Genomic DNA, 4,491 nt, shown 5'->3' with positions numbered 1-4,491 from the left:
TCCGCATCCTCATCCGACGCTCGACGAGCCGCTATCGCTGGGATGGCCGCCCCACCACCCGACGCCTCAAGTGATCCATTTGCCGGTCGGTCTTACTCGGTCGGAATGACGATCACCGACGCCGTTCATCAGGCCGTTGGGCAAGTCCCGGCGTCGGCCTGGACACCGGCCGTCGAATCGGGCGGCGAAGTGCGTGACGGCGCGTGGGTCGCCGAGATCGCGGGCGACATCCTGAAGGGCTGGCCCAAGGGCATTCGACTAATCGTCCGCAAAGAACGACCCCACCCCGGCGCCCAGTTGCGCTTCACCGACGCCGACGGGATGCGGCTGACCTGCTTCGCGACGAACTCCACCGGCACCGCGATCGCGGCTCTGGAGCTGCGGCACCGCCAACGCGCCCGCGCCGAGGACCGCATCCGCGCCGCCCGCGACACCGGCCTGCGCAACCTGCCCCTGCACCACATGGCCCAGAACCGCGTCTGGCTGGAGATCGTCCAGCTCGCCCTCGGCCTGCTGGCCTGGATGCCGATGCTCGCCCTGTCCGGCGAAACTCGCAGGTGGGAGCCCAAGCGCCTTCGGTCGCGGCTGTTCTCCGCCGCCGCCCAGCTCATCACCACTGGACGCCGCCGCTGGCTCCGCCTCAGCCGGCACTGGCCCTGGGCCGAGGTCATCACCACTGCATTCAACCGACTCCAGATCCTCCTCGATCCCGACTGACCAGCGGAAACACCTGTCCCGACGAGTCATCCCACATCCGGAGCAGTGGAACCCGGCGCCTACCCGACGCGACAACCGGGCCGCAGCCATGCCCGTCACCAGCCCGAACAGCCGAAGCCCCCCGCCCGGCGAACCGACGAGCCATCACGAAAGATCGAGGTTAGGCCTGTCCTGAGTCGTGATCATGTTTCGGGACGGAGGCTGCGCATCCAGATCACTGCTCCGCGCAGATGGAGGCCGGCGAGGTAGCTGTCGGGCGTCTTGTCGTAGCGGGTCGCAAGGCCGCGCCACGCCTTGATTTTGTTGATGCAGCGTTCGACGCTGTTGCGATCTTTGTAGAGCTCCGCGTCGTGAGAAACGGGCCTGCCGCCCCGATGGCCCTTCTTCTTGCGGTTCGCGGCCTGGTCAGCTTTCTCCGGAATGACTGCCTTGATGTTCCGTTTCCGCAGGTGAGCGCGATTGGCGCGACAGGAGTACGCCTTGTCGCCGGCCACCGCATCGGGCCGGGTGCGCGGGCGGCCGACCGGGCCACGGACCTTGATCCTTTTCAGCACGGGGACGAATCGGGGGCTGTCAGCGGCCTGGCCCTCGGTCAGGACGAAAGCGAGCGGGCGACAGCGCGGATCGGAGGCGAGATGGACCTTGCTGGTCAGGCCGCCTCGCGAGCGCCCGAGCAGGGCGGCCTTCAGCCGGGCCTGGTGGCGTCGCCGAATGCGTCGCCGCTCGTCCCGGACCGGGTCCGGCGCGTTCCGGTCTGCGACCTGCGGCTTTCGTTCCTTTCCGCGGCCCCTTTTGGCGCCTCGGCCGCCTCTTCCAGGGACAACAGAACCTCCTCACTGACCGGCATGCCAGCGGCATCGTGGGGGGCACGGGTGACCGTCGAGTCCACACTGACCAGGGACAGGTCTGCCTGCCCGCGCCGGGCCGCCTCGGTAATCATCGCGTCCATCAGAGCCTGGAAGACGCCCGCGTCGCGCCACTGGAGGAAACGGTTGTAGACGGTCTGCCAGACCCCGAACTCCGTTGGCATCTCCCGCCACTGACTGCCCGAGCGGAACTTCCAGATCACGCCCTCGAACTGCTCCCGCAGATGCTCCGGATACGGGCCGAACCTCCCTACCGGCAGCAACGGCCCGATCAACTCCCACTCGTCGTCCGACAGCTCTGTGCGCGCCATACCAGGCTTCTACCAGCTGTCCCGTGCCAGTGAACCTTGAGCGCGTGCCAGCGACGCTTGATCGTCTCCGGCCTCCTACCAGCCCATATCCTTGGCTACCTCTTCCTGGGCTGCGGCAATCTCTTTCTCGGTGGACTCAATAACGTCCACCTCCTCCAAGCGCGCCAGCAGGTCTGCGAGAGCCTGCTTCTGAGCCGGATGCGTGATCGGTTCGGCGTTCAGGTCGGTGCTCATCAGCCAGTCGAACAGCACGATGGCATCGGATCGCCACAGGCGGAGATCGACGGTTGGCGTGGACCCCCATGGGAAACCGATTTCCATAAGGGCATCATGCCAGGTCAGCGGCATGCCGGGCGTCGCAGCTCAATGGGTGCACGCCTGCATGTTCAACCTTCGGCGGCACGACCCCACGATCACCAAACCTCGATGGCCATGATCAAGGTTCACAGTCACAGGACACCAGCTCACGAACGATCACCGGAAGGGACATCCACACCCTGACCACAACTCAGGACAGGCCCTAGCGGGCAGCTTGACATCTGCATTGGGAATCTCCCCATCTTTCGTGTGGTCTTTCCCGGCGTGTCGAACTGCCATCGGTGTGTCGTGGAGAGCCTGCGTGCGGCGGACCCCCTGAACACCTCGGGCAACGACTTCGCCTGACCGTCACCGATCAACAGAGCCCGGCGACCGAAGGTCGCCGGGCTCTCACACGTGCTCTTCGCTCCCCACATCTCCCACTCACTTCAAGCTGCAACGAAGTGGAGGGAAGAGCGTCCTTGGCCGATTTCAGTGATCCTCATCAGCGGAAGAGTGGGCTGGCTACGCGTGCACAGCCCGCTCGGGGAATCTCTTGAGGAATCTCTCCATCTCATCACGGGAGTGGAACGAGATGTTCAGCCGAGTTGGCTTCGCGTCGCCGGGAAACTGCAGGTGCAGGGCGTTCCAAGAACCGCCTCGCTTGACGCGGGTGACCAGGCTCCCAGTCTGAGCGAGGGGGATGACGTGGACCAGTTTCTTGGGACGGGGATTCAGGCGAGGCCCGCGATGAACATATATGGACCGGTTGGTGACCGTAATGAAATAGGTGCTGACCAGGAGCATGCCCATCAGCCCCAGGTTGCCCATCAAGTACGGACTGGGGCCGTCCACGGCGAGAAGCACGAGGCGCGGCACCTCCGTCGGATCGGTGTGCAGTACCGCCCGCCGCGCTTCGGACTTGAGTTCGAGTTTTGGGTCGGTCTGACCGAGCTTTGTCATGAGGCTTCGCCCTTCGATGGATCATGTCCGACATGGACATGGGGGGAGACCTTAGCCTTGATCCACCGATTCGACGTTTTCGGATCCGGGGCAGCAAAGTCCGGCAGGCTGGACCAAGACCTTCACCGACCCCCGCCTCTGCACGGCCATCGTCGACCGCCTGACCCTCAGCGGCACCACCATCGAAACCGTCACCGACTCCTACCGCCTCGCCAGCACCCGGGCGCGGACCGAAGCGCCCGCTGAGGCAGGCCAGCTGATCGCTGCGGGCTCCGGGCCGACGGTCTGCCAGATCCCGCCCAGGCGACGGGCCGTCGGCCCGAGGCGCTCCAGTAGGCTGCGCTGGCCATGGATACGCACGCCGAACCCGAGCAGACCCGGCACGACGCGATAGCTGCCGGTCCGCCGATCCGGCGGCTCTTCCGGGACGTCATCGCCGACCGCCTGCCGAGCCGCAGGCCACCCCAGGCAGCACTGCTGTTCGACGCCGAGATCCACCCCTGCTGGGACGACCGGAGCTTCCTCGGCGACCTCTACAACGAGATCCTCCACCAGGACACCTGCCAGCCCGCCACCGCTGACGGCCTCGCCCTGATCGCGGCCCTCGCCCTCGACGACCGGATTCCCGCCCGACACCGATTCCAAGCCATCGACCTGCTGTTCAGGGCTGCCACCGTCGCCGAGCGTCACCTCGCCGAGACCTGGCCAGCCACCCCGCCACACGCCGATCCCGACAGCGAGGCCCAGGCCCGCAGCACGGTCCAGGACCACACTCCAGATCTACTGACCCGCTGGCCGGCCGAATGCCCTGCGGTTCGGCTGGCCCTCGCCGGCCTCGCCGTCGTCTTCCCCACGGACCGCACCCTGCCCGCCCTGACACCGCGCCTGCAGACCTTCACTCACCAGCACCCCCAGGGCACCGACATCGGCAACTACATACGATTCGTCCTCGTGCTCGCCGCCCAGGACGACAGCCGGATCCTCACGGTCACAGAGAAACTCACCGACGCCTACTGGACGGGAACCACGCGTGGAGTGCCGACACGTGCACGCGCCCTCCACCTCCTCGGCCAGATGCTGACCAAGGTCGGAGCCGGACTCACCCGGCCACCCACCGGGCAGTGACGCCCTGCGGGCACGACGAACGACGCACCGCGCATCGCTTGCGCTGCTATTTCTCGTGAACATTCACGAGCCTCAAGATTCGCGGCTGCTGCCCAAACCGGCTGACAAACGCTGCCCCTAAGGGCTTGCAGGGAATCAAGGTGTTGCTTCCCGTTCGGTGGCTCGTTGTTGTGGTATGCGCATCCTGGACGAGACCCGTGACCAACTTGCCG

General features: G+C 66.1%; 3 protein-coding genes and 4 pseudogenes. 3 read left to right on the top strand and 4 right to left on the bottom strand.

What is annotated here, in order from left to right:
- Window positions 1–90: 90 nt before the first annotated feature.
- Window positions 91–717 (top strand): annotated as a pseudogene (locus ACFVXE_RS38665) (transposase); the annotation flags it as partial.
- 182 nt (window positions 718–899) lie between these two features.
- On the opposite strand, the pseudogene ACFVXE_RS38660 reads toward ACFVXE_RS38665, so the two are convergent.
- The 4 genes and pseudogenes from ACFVXE_RS38660 to ACFVXE_RS38645 all read right to left on the bottom strand — a co-directional run.
- Window positions 900–1,445 (bottom strand): annotated as a pseudogene (locus tag ACFVXE_RS38660) (IS5 family transposase); the annotation flags it as partial.
- A gap of 71 nt (window positions 1,446–1,516) precedes the next feature.
- A pseudogene (locus ACFVXE_RS38655) lies at window positions 1,517–1,894 on the bottom strand (transposase); the annotation flags it as partial.
- A 75-nt stretch (window positions 1,895–1,969) separates the two neighbouring features.
- Window positions 1,970–2,242, bottom strand: coding sequence for a hypothetical protein (locus tag ACFVXE_RS38650; RefSeq protein ID WP_389678444.1), 273 nt, complete (start codon window positions 2,240–2,242; stop codon window positions 1,970–1,972).
- A 474-nt stretch (window positions 2,243–2,716) separates the two neighbouring features.
- The gene (locus ACFVXE_RS38645) at window positions 2,717–3,154 is read right to left on the bottom strand and encodes a hypothetical protein (protein ID WP_389678443.1); all 438 of its coding nucleotides are present in this window, start codon (window positions 3,152–3,154) and stop codon (window positions 2,717–2,719) included.
- 94 nt (window positions 3,155–3,248) lie between these two features.
- Between ACFVXE_RS38645 and ACFVXE_RS38640 the strand changes: the two are divergent.
- Both ACFVXE_RS38640 and ACFVXE_RS38635 read left to right on the top strand, forming a co-directional pair.
- Window positions 3,249–3,404: pseudogene (locus ACFVXE_RS38640) on the top strand (ATP-binding protein); the annotation flags it as partial.
- A 98-nt stretch (window positions 3,405–3,502) separates the two neighbouring features.
- Window positions 3,503–4,279, top strand: a complete 777-nt coding sequence (locus ACFVXE_RS38635; RefSeq protein ID WP_389678441.1) for a hypothetical protein — start codon at window positions 3,503–3,505, stop codon at window positions 4,277–4,279.
- Window positions 4,280–4,491 lie beyond the last annotated feature (212 nt).

The sequence above is a fragment of the Streptomyces sp. NPDC058231 genome, assembly GCF_042882275.1.
Classification (GTDB): Bacteria; Actinomycetota; Actinomycetes; order Streptomycetales; family Streptomycetaceae; genus Streptomyces.
The sequence above is the reverse complement of the archived record's forward strand: the minus strand, read 5'-3'. Positions and strand labels throughout refer to the sequence as shown.

Coding starts and splice junctions, on each gene's coding strand:
- ACFVXE_RS38650 (WP_389678444.1), bottom strand. CDS start 2,242: ATGCCGCTGACCTGGCATGATGCCCTTATGGAAATCGGTTTCCCATGG.
- ACFVXE_RS38645 (WP_389678443.1), bottom strand. CDS start 3,154: ATGACAAAGCTCGGTCAGACCGACCCAAAACTCGAACTCAAGTCCGAA.
- ACFVXE_RS38635 (WP_389678441.1), top strand. CDS start 3,503: ATGGATACGCACGCCGAACCCGAGCAGACCCGGCACGACGCGATAGCT.